Annotated in this window: 11 protein-coding genes and 2 pseudogenes; 8 read left to right on the top strand and 5 right to left on the bottom strand. The window is 69.1% G+C overall.

All coding sequences use genetic code 11. The features are described from left to right. Positions 1-234 precede the first annotated feature (234 nt). Positions 235-3330 carry a ThuA domain-containing protein gene (locus OG978_RS04090; RefSeq protein WP_326763840.1) on the top strand — a complete coding sequence of 1032 codons (3096 nt, stop codon included), beginning with the start codon at positions 235-237 and terminating at the stop codon, positions 3328-3330. A 69-nt stretch (positions 3331-3399) separates the two neighbouring features. On the opposite strand, the gene OG978_RS04085 is transcribed toward OG978_RS04090, so the two are convergent. Further along, the gene (locus tag OG978_RS04085) at positions 3400-4536 is read right to left on the bottom strand and encodes an aminoglycoside phosphotransferase family protein (RefSeq protein ID WP_326763839.1); all 1137 of its coding nucleotides are present in this window, start codon (positions 4534-4536) and stop codon (positions 3400-3402) included. 232 nt (positions 4537-4768) lie between these two features. Here OG978_RS04085 and OG978_RS04080 point away from each other — a divergent pair, with 232 nt between their 5' ends. Further along, a complete protein-coding gene (locus OG978_RS04080) occupies positions 4769-6268 on the top strand; it encodes a DNA-binding protein NsdB (RefSeq protein ID WP_326763838.1) in 1500 nt (499 codons plus the stop codon). Between the two features lie 182 nt (positions 6269-6450). Here OG978_RS04080 and OG978_RS04075 read toward each other — a convergent pair whose 3' ends face one another. Next, entirely contained in the window at positions 6451-7920 is a 1470-nt protein-coding gene (locus OG978_RS04075) for a PP2C family protein-serine/threonine phosphatase (RefSeq protein WP_326769926.1), read from the bottom strand. 388 nt (positions 7921-8308) lie between these two features. On the opposite strand from OG978_RS04075, the gene rpmG reads away from it, so the two are divergent. After that, positions 8309-8473 carry a 50S ribosomal protein L33 gene (gene rpmG, locus OG978_RS04070; RefSeq protein ID WP_326763837.1) on the top strand — a complete coding sequence of 55 codons (165 nt, stop codon included), beginning with the start codon at positions 8309-8311 and terminating at the stop codon, positions 8471-8473. 88 nt (positions 8474-8561) lie between these two features. Here rpmG and OG978_RS04065 read toward each other — a convergent pair. After that, positions 8562-9267: pseudogene (locus OG978_RS04065) on the bottom strand (YoaK family protein). 208 nt (positions 9268-9475) lie between these two features. Here OG978_RS04065 and OG978_RS04060 point away from each other — a divergent pair. From OG978_RS04060 to OG978_RS04050, 3 genes are all read left to right on the top strand, one after another. Continuing rightward, positions 9476-10213 (top strand): tyrosine-protein phosphatase, encoded by a 738-nt coding sequence (locus tag OG978_RS04060; protein WP_326763836.1) that lies wholly within the window; start codon positions 9476-9478, stop codon positions 10211-10213. 136 nt (positions 10214-10349) lie between these two features. After that, positions 10350-11126, top strand: coding sequence for a DUF4389 domain-containing protein (locus OG978_RS04055; protein WP_326763835.1), 777 nt, complete (start codon positions 10350-10352; stop codon positions 11124-11126). Between the two features lie 43 nt (positions 11127-11169). After that, on the top strand, positions 11170-11685 hold the full coding sequence (locus OG978_RS04050) for a DinB family protein (protein ID WP_326763833.1): 516 nt from the start codon (positions 11170-11172) through the stop codon (positions 11683-11685). A gap of 188 nt (positions 11686-11873) precedes the next feature. Here OG978_RS04050 and OG978_RS04045 read toward each other — a convergent pair whose 3' ends face one another. Further along, positions 11874-12593 (bottom strand): hypothetical protein, encoded by a 720-nt coding sequence (locus OG978_RS04045; protein WP_326763832.1) that lies wholly within the window; start codon positions 12591-12593, stop codon positions 11874-11876. Positions 12594-13061: 468 nt separating this feature from the next. On the opposite strand from OG978_RS04045, the pseudogene OG978_RS04040 reads away from it, so the two are divergent. Further along, positions 13062-13166: pseudogene (locus tag OG978_RS04040) on the top strand (HAD family hydrolase); the annotation flags it as partial. Between the two features lie 40 nt (positions 13167-13206). Here OG978_RS04040 and OG978_RS04035 read toward each other — a convergent pair. Continuing rightward, entirely contained in the window at positions 13207-13620 is a 414-nt protein-coding gene (locus tag OG978_RS04035) for a hypothetical protein (RefSeq protein ID WP_326763831.1), read from the bottom strand. 359 nt (positions 13621-13979) lie between these two features. Here OG978_RS04035 and OG978_RS04030 point away from each other — a divergent pair, with 359 nt between their 5' ends. Continuing rightward, positions 13980-16508: an ATP-dependent Clp protease ATP-binding subunit gene (locus tag OG978_RS04030; protein ID WP_326763830.1), complete on the top strand. Its 2529-nt coding sequence runs from the start codon at positions 13980-13982 to the stop codon at positions 16506-16508. The last annotated feature ends 231 nt before the right edge of the window (positions 16509-16739 follow it).

The raw sequence follows: 16739 nt of genomic DNA, 5'->3' as shown, positions 1-16739 counted from the left end.
CCCTGGCGGGCGTGCGACGACAGCCACGGCACCTCGCCGCGTTGTCGGGACACCCGAATACATCCAGTATTCGGGCGTCCCTCCGCCTTGCGATGCACCGCGTCTGACGCCGCACGCTGATCCACCAGGGATTACGGGACAGCCCTCGGCACCACCCCCTGACCCCGCTCGTCCGCAACCCGCAGAGAGGACCCGCTCGTGAGTCGTCACCGATTGCGCTGTCATGTTCGTGACATGCGGTGCACGTTCATCGCGCTGGTGGGCGCACTGCTCCTCGCGCTGACCGCACTGCCCGCGACCGCAGCCACCACCGGCAAGGCCCCCGCCTTCCGCGCCCTGCTCTTCACCCGCGCCGTCGGGTACGTGCACGCCTCCATCCCGGCCGGCATCCAGATGTTCAAGGAGGAGGCGGCCGCAGGAGGCTTCGAGCTCGTCGAGACCGCCGACCCCGCGGTCTTCGACACGGCGAAGCTCGAGGACTTCGACGTCATCGTCATGCTGCAGAACTCCGGCATGGTCTGGGACACCGACGCCCAGCGCGAAGCGATGCAGTCCTACGTGCGCGGCGGTGGCGGCGTCGTCGCCATCCACAACACCCTCGACATGGGCATCGAGGAAACCTTCCCCTGGTGGGACGAGGCCATCAACGGCGGCGTCCACATGCCCGCCCACTCACCCGGTGTCCTCCAGGGCACCGCCAAGGTCGCCGACCGGGTCCACCCGTCGACCGCCGGGCTCCCCGAACGCTGGGAGCGCCCCGAGGAGTGGTACAACTTCGACCGGAACCCCCGTGGCGACGTCCACGTCCTGGTCACCGCCGACGAAACCACGTACAACCCCGGCGGCTCAGCCATGGGCGCCGACCACCCGATCTCCTGGTGCCGCAACACCGTGGGCGGCAAGGTCTGGGCGACCGCCATGGGCCACGACACCGCCTCGTACAGCGAAGCAGCTTTCCGTACCCATGTCATGGGCGGCGTCAGGTGGGCCGCGGGCAACAAGCCCGGCGACTGCGGCGGCACCGTCTGGAGCGGCTACGAGAAGGTCGCCCTCGACGACAACACCGCCGACCCGATGGAACTCGACGTGGCCAAGGACGGCCGGGTCTTCTACGTCCAGCGCAGCGGCGAGGTCAACATCTACGACCCGGCGACCCACGCCACCACCACGGCCGGGAAGCTCGACGTCTACACCGGCGGCGAGGACGGCCTGGTCGGCATGGAACTCGACCCGGACTTCATGAAGAACCACTGGATCTACCTCTACTACGCCCCCGCGGACGCCACCGAGGACGTCAACCGGCTCTCCCGCTTCACGGTCAAGGGCAACACCCTCGACCGCGCCAGCGAGAAGAAGCTCCTCGACGTCCCCGCCTACCGCGACCGCACCTTCCCCGAGCCCGGACACACCGGCGGCGCCGTCGAGTTCGGCCCCGACCGCACGCTCTACCTCGGCGTCGGCGACGACACCCCGCCCAACCTCGACCCGAACTGGCAGGGGTACGCCCCGCTCGACTGGCGCGAGGGCAAGCAGATGCTGGACGCCGCCCGCACCGCGGGCAGCACCAACGACCTGCGGGGCAAGATCCTTCGCATCAAGCCCAAGAACTCCGGCGGCTACACCATTCCCGAGGGCAATCTCTTCGCCCCCGGCACGGCGAAGACCCGCCCCGAGATCTACGCGATGGGCTTCCGCAACCCCTTCCGCTTCACCGTCGACCCGAAGACGGGCTACGTCCACGCCTCCGACTACGGCCCCGACCGCGGACTGCCCACCACCGACCGAGGACCCGAGGGCCTCGTCGAGTACAACGTCATCAAGAAGGCCGGCAACTTCGGCTGGCCGTTCTGCCACGGCAACAACCAGGCGTACGCCCCGTACAACCCGGACACCAAGGAAGTCGGCCCCAAGTTCGACTGCGCCAACCCGGTCAACCCCTCGCCCAACAACACCGGTCTGACCGAACTCCCGCCCATCCAGCAGCCGGAGATCTGGTATGGCTACGGAGCGTCCGAGGAATTCCCCGAGGTCGGCAGCGGCGGCTCGGCCCCGATGAGCGGCCCCGTCTACCACTACGACGGGAAGAACCCGTCCACCACGAAGTTCCCCGCCTACTTCGAGGGCGCGAGCTTCTTCTACGAGTGGTCGCGCAACTTCGTCAAGGAAGTCCGCTTCGACCAGGACCAGAAGCTGCTCAAGATCAATGACTTCCTCTCCACCCAGAAGTTCAACAAGCCGATGGACATGACGTTCGGACCCGACGGCTCGCTCTACGTCCTCGAATGGGGCAGCTCCTTCGGCGGCGGCAACAACGACTCCGGGCTCTACCGCATCGACTACGCACAGGGACAGCGCGCGCCCATGGCCAAGGCCGCCGCCTCCGCCACGGACGGCCCCGTACCGCTGAAGGTCGACTTCTCCAGCGAGGGCAGCAACGACCCGGACGGCGACGCTCTCAGCTACGCCTGGGACTTCGACGGCGACGGCACCTACGACGCCACCGAGGCGGACCCCAGCCACACCTACACGGCCAAGGGCGACTTCGCCGCCCAGCTGAAGGTCACCGACTCCACCGGCAAGTCCGGCTACGCCAACATTCCCGTCACCGCGGGCAACACGGCACCGAAGGTGACCATCGATTTCCCGGTCAGCGGCAAGCTCATCGAGTTCGGCGACAAGATCCCGTACAAGGTCACGGTCACCGATCCCGAGGACGGCCCGGTCGACTGCTCCAAGGTCACCGTCAACCCGGCCCTGGGCCACGACGACCACGAGCACCCCACCACCGACATCCCCGGTTGCGAAGGGACCGTGGACACCGGTGATCTGGGCGGCCACCCCGAAGGCGCGGACCTCACCTACGTACTCAACGCCAAGTACACCGACAAGGGCGGCGACGGCGTCTCGGCCCTGACCGGCTACGGCCGCGCCGTGCTCCAGCCGAAGCACAAGCAGGCGGAGTACTACGACGCCCAGTCCGGCACCCGGATCGTCGCCCAGGAAGGAGCCGAGAACGGCAAGCGGATCGGAGACGTCTCCCACGGCGACTGGGTCGCCTTCGACCCGATGAGCGTCGAGGGCATCGGTACGGTCAGCTACCGGCTGTCCTCACCCAACGGAGTCGGCGCGATCGAACTGCGCGCGGACGCCGCCGACGGCCCGCTGCTCGCCACCACCCCGGTCCCCAATACGGGCGGCTGGGACAACTATCAGGCGACCCCACCCGTGCCCGTCCAGGACCTGAAGGGAACCCACAAGCTGTACCTCGTCTTCACGTCCCCGCAGAACAACTCGTTCGACGTGGACGCGGTCGACTTCAAGAGCCCCTGACAGCACATCGGCGCGCTGCGGGTCCGGTGTGTCGGCACCGGACCCGCAGCGCGCATCCCCCTGGCAGGGTCAGCGAGTGCCGACCGCGGCACGCACGGCCCTGCGGGCCATCGCGCAGTCGTCGTGCAGCCGGCGCAGCAACAGCCGCTGCTCCTCGCTCGACGACAGCGCACCAGGGCGGTCCTGACCGGCGCCCGAGGCCGTCGAATCCCGCATGGCCCGCTGTACGGCCGTCTCGTACGTACGGATCTCGCGGGTCAGCACCAGCATCAGGTTCACCAGGAACGCGTCCCGCGCGGCGGGTCCGTTGGCCTGCGCCAGCTGGCTGATCTGACGCCGCGCCGCCGGTGCGTCTCCGAGGACCGTCCAGAGCGTCGCCAGGTCGTAGCCGGGCAGGTACCAGCCCGCGTGCTCCCAGTCCACCAGCACCGGACCCGTGGGCGACAGCAGGATGTTGGAAAGCAGCGCGTCGCCGTGACAGAACTGCCCCATGCCCTGCCGCCCGCCCGCGTGCGCCAGGCCGTGCAGCAGCTTCTGCAGATCGCCCAGATCCCGGTCCGTGAAGAGCCCCAGCTCGTGGTACCGGGCGATCCGCGAGGCGTAGTCGAGCGGAGCGTCGAAGAGGCCCGGCGCAGGCCGCCAGGCGTTGACCCGGCTGATCGCGCCCAGCGCGGCCCGAATATCGGCACGGGGCGGAGCCTCCGACGGATGCCTGGTCAACGCGGCCACCCGGCCGGGCATCCGCTCGATCACCAGGGTGCAGTTCTCCGGATCGGCCGCGATGAGACGCGGCACGCGCACCGGCGGACGGTGCCGGACGAATGCACGATATGCAGCTATTTCGTGACGGAACCGCTCCGACCACGCGGGGGAGTGGTCCAGTAAACACTTGGCGACCGCGGTCGCGCGGCCGGTGGAGCCGACGAGCAGCACCGAACGGCCGCTGCGGCGCAGCACCTGGACCGGGTTGAACTCGGGGCAGATCCGGTGCACCGAGGCGATCGCCATTCTCAGCTGTGCGCCCTGCGCGCCGGACAGGTCCAGCCGACCGCTGAGCGGGGGGCCGACCAGCCCTGCCGGCCGCCGCGGCCGGACCGTGTTGGGCACCGGTGGAGCGGCATGCGGAGTGAGGTACGGTCCGCCGCCCGCCCCCAGGGGACGAAGCGGCCGGGGCGGGGCGGTCACGGAGGACGATGCTGTGTACATGAGGCGAGACAGATCCCTTCGTGCGCCGACAAGTTGCGTGCACCGCCCCGGCCGGCGGCCGTTCGGCACCCTGGGGAGTACCTAGGGCTGCCGGGCGGGGTGGCGCTTTCCTACCTGACACCGGCCGACGGGTGGCAGACCATCTGGCGCACCCTGGCGAACCCTGGCGAATAGTCGCATGGCATCTGACAGGGGGTTACTGTCAACACAGCCGAGAACCTGGGGGCTTGACGTGACCGGAGAACCCAACACCCGCCTGTCCGACCTGTTCGGCCTCGCCGGCTGGTCCAAGGGCGAACTCGCGAGAATGGTGAACAGGCAGGCGGCCGCCATGGGCCACCCGCAACTGGCCACCGACACCTCGCGGGTGAGGCGTTGGATCGACATGGGGGAGTCCCCCCGCGATCCCGTGCCCAAAGTGCTGGCTGCCCTGTTCACCGAGCGACTCGGTCGTGTCGTGACCATCGAGGACCTCGGGTTCGGCCGACGCGGGCGTGTGGGGAAGCGGCGAGAGGCCGGGACGCAGGACAATCCCGACGGACTGCCGTGGGCGCCCGAGCGGACGGCAGCGGTCCTCACCGAATTCACGGGAATGGACCTCATGCTCAACCGACGCGGCTTGGTGAGCGCGGGCGCCGCGCTCGCCGCAGGATCGACCATCACCGGCCCCATGCACGACTGGCTGCACTCCGACCCCGTACTGGCGGCCGACGCGCCACGGATCGACGACCCGCTGCACGCGGACCCGGCCGGTTTCGACCGGTACGAGGCCGCGCCCATCGGGTCGGACGAGATCGAGGCGCTCGAACGGTCCGTCGAGGTGTTCCGTGCCTGGGACGCCTCACGGGGCGGCGGACTCCAGCGCAAGGCCGTGGTGGGCCAGCTCAACGAGGTGGGCGGCATGCTCGCCTACCGCCACCCCGATCATCTCCAGCGCCGGCTCTGGGGCGTCGCGGCCAACCTCGCGGTACTCGCGGGATGGATGTCCCACGACATCGGCCTCGAACCAACCGCCCAGAAGTACTTCGTCATCGCGGCCCACTCGGCGCGCGAGGGCGGCGACCGCCCCCGCGCGGGCGAGGCGCTCTCCAGGGCGGCCCGTCAGATGGTCCACCTCGGCCGTCCCGACGACGCCCTGGACCTGATGAAGCTCGCCAAGTCCGGCTCCGGGGACATGGTTCTGCCACGCACCCAGGCGATGCTGCACACCATCGAGGCCTGGGCACAGGCGTCCATGGGCCGCGGCCAGGCGATGCGGCGCACGCTCGGGAAGGCCGAGGAACTCTTCACCTCGGACAAGAGCGATATGCCGCCTCCCAGTTGGATGCAGATGTTCGACGAGGCGGATCTGCACGGCATGCAGGCCCTGGCGTTCCGTACGCTCGCCGAACACGAGCCATCGGCGGCGATCGTGGCTCAGCGTCATGCCAAACAGGCGCTGGAGCTGCGGGCCAATGGCCGCCAGCGGTCCAAGATCTTCGACTACATCTCGCTCGCCTCGGCGTGCTTCATCGCCGACGATCCCGAGCAGGCCGACCGGTACGCGCGACTCGCCCTGGTGACGATGGGGGAGACCTCCTCGCACCGCACCTGGGACCGGCTGCGCGAAATGTACCGGCTCACGGGCCAGTTCGCGGGGTACGCGAAGATCAAGGACCTGCGCGAGGAGATCGAGCTCGCCCTGCCGCAGAGCTCCATCATCAAGCAGCCCAGGCGGTCGTCGGAGATCTGAAGTGCGGGCGCCGCGACGAAGGGGCGCCGAGCACAGACCGTCCGACCACCGACTTCCGACCTCTGGCCTTCTGACCTCCGGCCGTCCGAGCACCGCACCCGCAGGCGGGCACGCCCTCCTGCGCACTGCGCCGTGTCCGGTGTTCCGCGTTTCCGTGGCTCTGTACGCGTGCCGCCGTGCTGCTACGCCCCGATGCGGGCGATCAGCACGCAGGCGTCGTCCAGGCGCTCGGTGTCGCCGAACTCCGCGACGACGGCCCACAGGCACTCCTGTGCCGAACGGGCCTGCGCGAGTCGTGGTGCCAGAGCAAGCAGCGCGTCCGGGCCCGCACCCCGGTCGCTGTGACGGTTCAGCCCGTCGGTGTGCAGTACCAGCACGTCGCCGGGCAGCAGGTGCACTTCGTCCTGCTCGTACGCGACCCCGGGGGCCGCGCCGAGCAGGACCCCGTCCGGCGCGGGCAGCGGCCGCCCCTCTCCGTCGCGGAACAGCAACGGAGCGGGGTGTCCGGCCTGCGCCCAGGCGAGGGTGCCGGTGGCCGGATCGACACGGCAGCACACCGCGCTGCCGAGAGCGGATTGAACGGAGGACTCCAGTAACTGATTGAGGTGGCCCATCAGGGCACCCGGCTCGATGCCGGCCACGGCCATTCCACGCAGCGCGCCCAGCAGCATCGCCATGGCCGAGGTGGCCTGGACACCGTGGCCGGTCAGATCACCGACCGTGAGGACGGTCCTGCCGTCCGGCAATTCCAGCGCGTCGTACCAGTCGCCGCCGATGAGCGAACTCGACTCCGACGGAAGGTAGTGGGCCGCGATGTCCAGTGCGCCGGGCCCCTGCGCGGGAAGCCGCAGAGATCCCCGCCACGGGGGGAGTACGGCCTCCTGGAGCTCGACCGCCATGCGGTGCTCGGTCTGAGCCCTGTGCTCCCGGCGGCGCAGCGAGTCGTGGGTCCGGCGCACTGCCTGCTGGCTGCGCCGCAGCTCGCTGACGTCACGCAGGACGGCCCACATGGAGGCGGTGCACCCGTCCGAGTCGAGGACGGGCTCGCCCATCATGTGGAGTGTGCGCATCCGGCCGTCGGTCCGCATGATGCGGAATTCGCCGTCCATCGGCTTCCCGTCCACCAGACAGTCCGTCACCAGGGCGGTGAGCAGGGGCTGGTCATCGGGAAGGAGCATGGATGGGAGCTCGTCCAGCGAGAGCGGTCCGGCCGCGGGGGACCTGCCGAAGATCTGGAACAGCTCCTCGGACCAGCTGACGTCGTCGGTGAGCAGATTCCACTCCGCGCTGCCCACGCGGCCGATCAGCGATCCCGGCTGCGGCTCGTCGTAACGCTCCTGCGGGCTTTCCTCCGCCGTGTCCCGCCCTGCGCCCTGCGCCGAGGTCTCCGCGAGGCGTTCGGGGGCCCGGGGTGACAGGCCCTCCCTGAGCTGTCCCAGGTGCGTGCCGAGGTCGTCGAGATGATGGACCGCCAGTTTGCAGAGTGCCCGCTGCCAGCGCGTCTGCGGGTCTTCCTGGTCGATCAGCACCGTGTCCCGCCGCACGGCATCCATATCGCCACGGAGCCGAAGGGTCCGGTTGATCAGCGCATCGACGGCATCGCGCTCGGGTGGTTGTGGGGCGGGGCGGTCCGCGGACAGATGGGACGGCATCTCGTACTCCGATACAGGCACGGCACAACCAGGTCTGAAGGGTGGACCGAAGACGACTGTTGCACAGCCTGCGGGAGCCCGTAAGGGATTTGGCAACACTCGATGCGTTGTTGCGTCTGGCATATGCCACAGGCTGCGCTGGGTGCCGATCCGTCGAACAGCCTTGCTTTCGACGGACGTTGACGCAAGTCATCCGGCGTGTGCGGACGGTTGCGCGCCCGCGTGCGTCGATGCCTCGCCGCGCGCCCCGCCCGATCCGGGCATATGCGGGGTGCCGTCGGCTCCTGGGTGGGAATGCGGCAGCGGTCCGCCGTGTTATGGCACCGGAACGAAAATGAAACCCATTCCCATCAGGAGGGGATGGTGACGCAGGAGTCTGGAGGCGCCCATGGCCCGCAGTGAGGCCCGCCCTGTTGTGACACTCCGGTCGACGGCCGGAACGGGGCAGAGTTATGTGACCCGTAAGAGTCGTCGCAACAACCCCGACCGGCTGGTGCTGCGCAAGTTCGACCCCGCGGTGGGGCGGCACGTGCTCTTCCGTGAGGAGCGCTGACCGCGAATCTGCCGGAAGCCCTCATTCCGTGCTGTGGGTCACAGTCCGGGATGGGTGTTTCCGGGAACGGGGAGTGGTGGTTTATCGTTCACCTATATGTGGATGCCGCGCACCGCGCCCACCCATAAGCCGCCCCGGCTGGATTCCCCCGATCCGGCCGGGGCTTTCCTCTGCCCCGGCCCGGTCGTGGGTCAGCCGTCGGGCAGCCTTCTGCGCAACGTCTCGATCAGTAGCGCGCCCGCCGTCGGCACCACTGCCACCACACCTGCCGCGTCCGGCCAGAGGCGTACGGTCAGCGCGGTCAAGGCCGCGCCCACCACGACCGCGATCAACCGGCCGGCCACCCAGCGGTCCCCCTGTTCCCACGACCGCAGAGCCGCTCGGCCGACGAGAGCCGTGAGCGTACCGGTGAAGTAATTGGTGGGCGTCGCGCGGATCCGGCCCTGGATGCCCATGGCCACGGAGATGAGCACCAGCAGCCCCAGCCGGTCCCCGTCGGAAGTGATCAGCTCCAGTGCCCACAGCACGGCCCCCGCTGTCAGCAGCGCCACCTCGATCAGCAGCATCACCGGCAGTGACCATCGCAGTCGCTCGTTCATCCACGCACCACACGTGACGCCGAGGGCGTAGGCGACCAGCGCGGTGACCACCCGCAGCGCCACCCCTTGTTCCCCGCCACCGGCGGCAGAAGCGCCGAGCAGCACCAGATTCCCGGTCATCACGCCGGCGAAGACCTGACCGACGCAGATGAAGACGAACGCATCGGCCGCCCCGGAAGCGGCCGACAGAAGCAGCAGAGCCCATTCCCCCCGTGGATCGAGCTCGGCGCGGAGGGCGGGAGCAGAGGGACGCGTAGGAGTGGGCACGTCTGCATTCTCGGTTCGAGCCCCGCCAAGGGGCCCACTCCCGGACCGCACGGCGCGGCGAGCCGGAACGCTCCCGCCCCGCCGGAACACGCCGACGTGCCCCGCCGCATCCCTCCAGGCCCTAAAGTCCTCCGTCGTGACCAGGCATATAGCGTTCGAGCGACTGCACAACTTCCGCGACGTCGGAGGCTATCGGGGGGAGAGCGGCCGGCCGGTCCGCCGGGGCCGGCTCTACCGGTCCGATTCGCTGGGCAAACTGCGCGGCGAGGACTGGGACCGCTTCCAGGCCCTCGGGATCGGCACGGTCATCGACCTGAGGTACGACTGGGAGATCGCTGCCAAGGGGCGAGTGCCCGAGGCGCCGGGACTGCGCTACCACCACCTCAGCATCGAGCACCGGCCCTACGACCAGGCCGCACTGGGCCCGGAGGTGGAGACCGGACGCTTCCTGGCCGACCGGTACGCCGAGGTCGCCCACGACGGAGTCGTCGAACTCCGCCGCGCCCTGGAGGTGATCGCCGCCGAGGACAGCGGGCCCGTCGTCTTCCACTGCGCGTCGGGCAAGGACCGGACCGGGCTGCTCGCTGCACTCGTCCTGTCCCTGCTGGGCGTGGTCGAGGACGACATCGTCGCCGACTTCGCCCTCACCGGACTCGCCACCGAACGGCTCCTGGCCGACTGGCGGGCGGACCACGCCGGTCAGGAACCGGTCTGGCCCGGATACGGCAGAGCGCCCGCCGACGTAATGCGGTTCTTCCTGGCGGATCTGGCCGCGACTCACGGCTCCGTCCACGCCTATGCCACCGAATTCCTCGGCGCGAGCAAGGAATTGGTGGAGGCACTGCGCGGCAACCTCCTCGAACCCACTGGCTGAGTCCGGCCGGGTGCCCGGTCACGTGCCGGGCACCCGATCGGCCCGTGGCCGATTGCGGGGCGTCCCCACTCGGCCCAGCGTGGGGTGACGTCGTACGCGCCGATGGCGTACGGAACACCCGCCGACGAGGAGCGACATGGCCGACGCCCAGTGGAGTCCGGGCCCGCGGGCATGGGTCGCCGCCGAGTGGCTGCCCGTGCTGGACATCATCGAGCCGCCACGACAGCGCCGGCTCACCGTGCTGGTGCGGCTGCTCCTGCTGATCCCGCACTTCATCGTGCTGTTCTTGCTGCACATCGCGGCCGTGGTGACCGTCATCGTGGGCTGGTTCGCCGCGCTGTTCCTGGGACGGCTGCCCGAACCGGTCTTCCGCTTCCTGGCCGGATACCTCGGCTATCAGGTACGGGTCGGCGCGAGCAGCATGCTGCTCGTGGACCGCTACCCGCCGTTCGCCCTCGACCCGCCGCCGGACTACCCGGTCCAGATCGAAGTCCGGCCCACCGCACTCAACCGCCTGGCCGTCTTCTTCCGCCTGATCCTGATGATTCCGGCCGCCGTCGTACAGAGTCTCGCCGTGTCCGGCTGGTGGGCGGTGGCGATCATCTGGTGGCTGATCACCCTGATCCTGGGACGTATGCCCGGCCCCCTCTTCGAGGCCACGGCCGCCGTTCTCCGCTACGCAATGCGCTTCGCCGCCTACGCCATGATGCTCACCCCGGCCTACCCCAAGGGTTTCTTCGGCGAGGACGACCTCTCCGTACCGCAGCAGCAGACACGTTCCGCCACCCGGCCCCTCGTCATGAGCGGCGCGGGGAAGGGACTGCTCGTCCTGTTCCTGGTGCTCGGGGTGGCCACCTCCATCACCACCTCCACCACGACCACCTGGTCGACCGAGCCCACCGACGGCATGTGAAAAACCCTGTCCGGTTCCACCGCGGACGAGGCATGATCACGCCATGACATGGACAGCACCCGAGGTGACGCGCGTACCCGGTTCACTCGTGGCAGATGAGCGGGAGATGCTCACCGGCTATCTCGCATGGTTCCGCAGCTCCCTGCTGCACAAGTGCGCGGGCCTGACCGGGGAACAACTCGCCGAACAGACCGTAGCGCCGTCCAACCTCACTCTTCTGGGACTGATCCGCCACATGGCGAAGGTCGAACGCGTCTGGTTCCGGGAGCGGTTCGCCGGCCAGGCATTCGACCCCATGTACGACCCGGAGAAGGGCAAGGACGCGGACTTCGAGGACCTGGATCCGGCCCGCGCGGCCGAGGACTATGCCCGCCTGATCGAGGAATGCCGGCTCGCGGACGAGATCGTCGCCGGCGCCTCGCTGGACGACACCTTCGTCCATGGCGGCGAGGAGTACTCACTGCGGCTGATCCACCTGCACATGATCGGGGAGTACGCGCGTCACACCGGCCACGCCGACCTGGTGCGCGAGCGCGTCGACGGTGTGACGGGGTGGTGATGCGCCGCTGAAAGGGGCTCGGTGCGTCATCCGGCACCGGGCCCTGCCCGCCGGGTCCACGGAACACCGGCCTCTCTGTACAAGGCCTCCTGACCCACCCCGGCATCGGGCGGAACGGACGACTGCCGTTCTGCCCGATGCCCCGGCGCAACACAACACAACGGGACCGCGGGCGTGGAGAGGTGCGGCTACGTCGTGTGGTCCTCCCGGTCATGAACGCGCCGGGCCTGCGGAACACCGGAGTGGGTCGCGGAAGGGGCCGAGGGGGCGCTGCGGGTGACGTGCTCGGTCTGAGTCAGGCGCTCCGGATCGTCATCGACCGGCTGCACCTCGGTCCAGTAGATGCTGAGCATCGTGCGGAGTGTCGTCGGATGCTGGCCGGGGCCGGTGGGCACGGTCAGCCGGTCGAGATGCCGCCACAGCTCGTGGTCCGCCTGCTCGGCGCCGCCGCCGTTGCGGGCATGGACCGCTTGGTGACGTTGCACGGCAACAGCCAGTTCGCGGAGCGTCTCGCGGCTCTGCTGCCCGGCGTTGAGGCTCTGTGCGCGATTCATGTTCCGCTGCTCCTGGCCCAGCTCGGAGATGGCTCGCTGGACACGCTGATGAAAGTTGGCGGTGCGGCGGCGCAGCGATTCGAATTCGGCCCGGGTGGCGAACCACTCGCGCTTGCCGGCCTCGCCCCGGGCGAAGCACTCGATGCGAAACTCCTCGCGCTCGGTCTTCCGGCGGCGCAGGACGCTCGCGGTGCGTTCGTGGACATGCGTGAGGATCTTCCGGGCGCGCGGCAGATTGTCGGGGTGAGTGATCGCCGCCCACGTTCTGGCATCGCGGGTGGGCGGGTGAATGTTCGAGGTGAGCATCTGCTCGAACTCTTTGTCGGCGAGCTGCGCAAGGTCCTGGGCGTCCACTACTGGCCTCCAAGCCGGTGTTGGGCGGTATGTGTCCAGCGTGGCGTATGGCACTGACAAGAACGTAGAAATCCGGAAATAGAACGCACCGAGGCTGAAGGCGGCGAGGGGAACGTTTATGACGATGCGTCAGTTGGAGTTCGTCGGCCGCTCCACACGGCAGTGGTCAGCAGGCGCAGCCGACGAGAGACCGCCGGGGCGGTGCACGGACCACGGATACGACGCGACCGCTGAGCGCGGATTCGTGAACACGCTGCCCTCGGAAAGGGTCAAGGCCACCTTCCGCATGTCCGAAATTGAACGCCGCACGTTGCTCCGGCCGCTGGTGGCGTGCGCTTCGGGCACGGAACCCAGCGGCGGGGCGCACACAACGCCTTCCGGCACACCCCGCTCCCACGTCCCTGTCGACGACAGGGAAACGAAGAAGGCAGCTGTCGAGGCGCCGCGCGGGGCCGCTAGGCTGCGCCCATGACTCGAAGCCCTGTTGAACTGGTGATCTTCGACTGTGACGGTGTCCTCGTGGACAGTGAGCGGATCTGCGTCAAGGTGGACGCGGTGATCATGGCCGACCTGCCGCTGCCGCGCTCGCGACGCCCGGTGCGGTACTCCACGATCACGCCGAGACGCAGCGCATAGGAGGCAAGGGCCACCGCGCTCCCCACCAAAGCCCGTGGAAGGCGCCGACCACCAGCGCGAAGGTGAGCGGCACGACGGCGGCCGACACCAGCCTGTGGGCGGTGGGCACGTCCGAGTGAACCCGGGCTCCGCCCTTGGCGGCGAAGTACGCGTACGTGGTGCGCGAGACCACGACGGCGAGCACCGAGGCGAGCGGCGCGTTGTTGAGGAGCATGCCGATCAGGATGTTGGGCCAGTTGGACGGCTCCATGACGACGAGCGCCTCGCTCGTCTCACCTCCGCCGCCCAGCGTCCAGGCCAGCTTGAGGACGGGCACGGCGAAGACGACCGCCAACAGGACGATGTGGCCGGGGCCGCCCTTGAGATCCTCCAACTTTTCGTTGTTGCTCATGGCGCAAGTCTTGGCGGGGTCCGGACGCTCGGCGAGGCGACCGCCCGGGACCGTCCGCCCGCGCGTTGCGGCGCGGTCGGTCCAGGTGTCACCCGAACGGCGGATTCCCGGCCGGTTCGTCACCGGGCCAGGAAGTCCGTGACGCCGTGGTGGGCGACGGTCGCATGTGATGCGTGATCGTCCGCGCCGTTGCGTGACGGAGTAGGCGTTGGTCTAGTGAAATCACCTGCCGACGGGGGCTACGAGGCAACCTCGGTGATCCGTGAGCCGCGGGCACCCCCACGTCCGTGTCCGGCGCAGGGCGATCCTGGCCGGCACCCCGCTCGCGCTCCCCCACCCGCACTCACTGGACGGTGACCATGACCATGTCCTCCTTCGGTTCCTTCGGCGGCCCGGACCCGTTCGCGGAAATGCTCAACCGGTTCTTCGGGATGTCCCCGGCGTCCTCACCGCCACAGGTGCAGCGGGTTCCCATCGGGCGGCTGCTGACCGAATCGGCCCGCGAGCTGATAGGCCGGGCGACCACGCGCGCTACCGACGACGGCAGCCGGGACCTGGACACCGAGCATCTGCTGTGGGCCGCCACCCAGGTGGACCCGGCCCGCACCCTGCTCGAACAGGCCGGGGCGGACCCCGACGAGCTGGGCAAGCGGATCGCCGAAATCCTGCCGGGGGAGAGCGCCACCCCGTCCGCGAAGCCGAGCCTGACGCCCGCCGCCAAACGCGTACTGCTCCAGGCCTACGAGCGTTCACAGGCGGCCGGAGTCTCCTACATCGGGCCGGAGCACATCCTCGGCGCGCTGCTGGACACGCAGGAGTCCGGTGCGTCCAAACTGCTCGGCGCATACGGCACGGACACCGGCAGACTGCGGCGCGAGGCGGACAATGCGGCACGGGCCGAGGGCACCCCGGCGGGCGGTACGAGCGACACCCCCACACTCGACCAGTACGGACGCGACCTGACCGAGGAGGCCAAGGCCGGGAAACTCGATCCCGTGGTCGGCCGGGCCGAGGAGATCGAGCAGACCGTGGAGGTCCTCTCACGTCGCTCCAAGAACAACCCCGTACTGATCGGTGAGCCAGGTGTCGGCAAGACCGCGATCGTGGAGGGAATCGCCCAGCGCATCGTGGCCGGAGACGTCCCCCGCACCCTCAAGGACAAGCGGGTGATCGCCCTGGACCTCTCCGGCCTGGTGGCGGGCTCCCAGTACCGCGGCCAGTTCGAGGAACGGCTCAAGAACGTCATCGACGAGGTCAGCGCCGCCGCGGACTCGACGATCCTCTTCATCGACGAGCTGCACACCGTGGTCGGCGCCGGGGCGTCCGGCGAGGGTGCGATGGACGCGGGCAACATGCTCAAACCCGCCCTGGCCCGTGGTGAGTTGCACGTCGTCGGAGCGACGACCATCGACGAGTACCGCAAACACATCGAGAAGGACGCCGCCCTGGAGCGGCGCTTCCAGCCCGTGATGGTGCCCGAACCGACGGTCGAGGAGACCATCCAGATCCTGGAGGGCCTGCGGGACTCCTACGAGGCCCACCACCAGGTCCGCTTCGCCGACGATGCCCTGGTGGCGGCGGCCGAGCTGTCCGACCGCTACATCAGCGACCGCTTCCTGCCGGACAAGGCCATCGACCTCATGGACCAGGCAGGCGCCAGGGTGCGGCTGCGGTCGCTCGGCAGGTCCACCGAAGTCGTCTCCCGGGAGGACAAGCTCGCGAAGCTGAAGCGGGAGAAGGACGAAGCCGTCGCGTCCGAGGACTTCGAGAAGGCGTCGGGGCTGAAACCGCAGATCGCGGAGACCGAGGCCGAACTAGCCGGCATCGAAGAACGACGTGAGGGCGTCATGGACGTCACCACCGCCGACATCGCCGATGTCGTCTCCCGTCGCACCGGCATTCCGGTCACGCAGCTCACCGCCAGCGAGAAGGAGAAGCTCCTCAAGCTGGAGGACGCGCTGCACTCCCGTGTGGTCGGGCAGGACGAGGCGGTCACCGCGATCGCGCAAGCGGTGCGCCGCAACCGGGCCGGAATGGGTGACCCCAACCGCCCCGTCGGCTCCTTCCTCTTTCTCGGGCCCACCGGTGTGGGAAAGACAGAACTAGCCAAGGCACTGGCCGAGTTGCTGTTCGGCGACGAGAACCGCATGGCCCGCTTCGACATGAGCGAGTTCCAGGAGAAGCACACCGTCTCGCGGCTCGTCGGCGCACCACCCGGATACGTGGGCCACGAGGAGGCCGGCCAGCTGACGGAGAAGGTACGCCGCCAGCCGTACAGCGTGCTCCTGTTCGACGAGGTGGAGAAGGCCCACCCGGACGTCTTCAACACACTGCTGCAAGTCCTCGACGACGGACGACTGACCGACGCACAGGGGCGAACGGTGGGCTTCCGCCACACCGTCGTCATCATGACGTCCAACATCGGCGCCCAGCGCATCCTCGCCCACAAGGGCGATGTCTCCGAGATCCGCGACAACCTCATGGGCGACCTGCGGGGCCACTTCCCGCCGGAGTTCCTCAACCGCGTCGACGAGACGATCATCTTCCACGGGCTCGACAAGGACGACCTCGGCCGCATCGTCGACCTCATGCTGGACGGCAGCAAACGCCGCGTGCGGGCCCAGGGCATGGAACTGGAGGTCACTGAGGCAGCAAAGAGAATCCTTGTCGCGCACGGCCACCAGCCGGAGTTCGGGGCCCGCCCGCTGCGCCGCGCGATCCAGACCGAACTCGACAACCGCATCGCTTCCCTGCTGCTGAGCGGCGAAGCGGAGCCGGGCGACACCATCGTCGCCGACGTCAGGGACAACGCTCTGGTCTGCTCGATCGGGCGCTCGGAGACCTCTGCCGAGTCCCGGGCCGAGTCCGAGACGGCCGCAGCCGAGTAGACCCTGCCGCAGGACTGCCGCGCAGTTCCATGAACTGCGCGGCAAGTCCTGTTCATGGGGCCGTTCATGGGGCCCATGTCAGGCGAGGGGCCCTCGGAGGAACCTGCGGACCGCGATCCCGGTGCCGCGCCCACCGGAGTGCCGCATCGAGCGCTTCCGGCAGCACCACGTGAGGGCACGCGAACCCTCAAGATCACGTTCGCGAATGGTGGACGGATCTCAACGGCGCAG

It is taken from the genome of Streptomyces sp. NBC_01591, assembly GCF_035918155.1.
In the GTDB taxonomy this organism is placed as follows: Bacteria; Actinomycetota; Actinomycetes; order Streptomycetales; family Streptomycetaceae; genus Streptomyces.
The sequence above is the reverse complement of the archived record's forward strand: the minus strand, read 5'-3'. Positions and strand labels throughout refer to the sequence as shown.

Coding starts and splice junctions, on each gene's coding strand:
- OG978_RS04050 (WP_326763833.1), top strand. CDS start 11,170: ATGACATGGACAGCACCCGAGGTGACGCGCGTACCCGGTTCACTCGTG.
- OG978_RS04030 (WP_326763830.1), top strand. CDS start 13,980: ATGACCATGTCCTCCTTCGGTTCCTTCGGCGGCCCGGACCCGTTCGCG.
- rpmG (WP_326763837.1), top strand. CDS start 8,309: ATGGCCCGCAGTGAGGCCCGCCCTGTTGTGACACTCCGGTCGACGGCC.
- OG978_RS04085 (WP_326763839.1), bottom strand. CDS start 4,536: ATGTACACAGCATCGTCCTCCGTGACCGCCCCGCCCCGGCCGCTTCGT.
- OG978_RS04090 (WP_326763840.1), top strand. CDS start 235: ATGCGGTGCACGTTCATCGCGCTGGTGGGCGCACTGCTCCTCGCGCTG.
- OG978_RS04075 (WP_326769926.1), bottom strand. CDS start 7,920: ATGCCGTCCCATCTGTCCGCGGACCGCCCCGCCCCACAACCACCCGAG.
- OG978_RS04055 (WP_326763835.1), top strand. CDS start 10,350: ATGGCCGACGCCCAGTGGAGTCCGGGCCCGCGGGCATGGGTCGCCGCC.
- OG978_RS04035 (WP_326763831.1), bottom strand. CDS start 13,620: ATGAGCAACAACGAAAAGTTGGAGGATCTCAAGGGCGGCCCCGGCCAC.